Genomic DNA, 253 nt, shown 5'->3' on the forward strand with positions numbered 1-253 from the left:
ATCCCGATATTCAATCGTAATGTCACGCATCAGCCACTCGTGATTCTTCATATACCGCATGACGGCGTTCGGTGTCGATACCGCCAAACTTATTCTGGTCAAAAATTGTTCATTATCAGCCTGATCACGGTAGTATGCGGCTTCCCGTGCTGAAATATAATTTGTATCGGCCACAAGCAACTGATTGTCCAGTAGCGACTGAAACTTATTATAAACTGTGAGCTGACGAGTTCCTTCCGGGTTATCGTACTCA

1 pseudogene is annotated in these 253 nt (G+C 44.7%); it reads right to left on the bottom strand.

Annotated features, from left to right (window positions below):
• Window positions 1–253, bottom strand: a pseudogene (locus CBI42_RS13080) (hypothetical protein); the annotation flags it as partial.

The organism is Streptococcus sp. KR, assembly GCF_002238115.1.
Taxonomy (GTDB): domain Bacteria; phylum Bacillota; class Bacilli; order Lactobacillales; family Streptococcaceae; genus Streptococcus.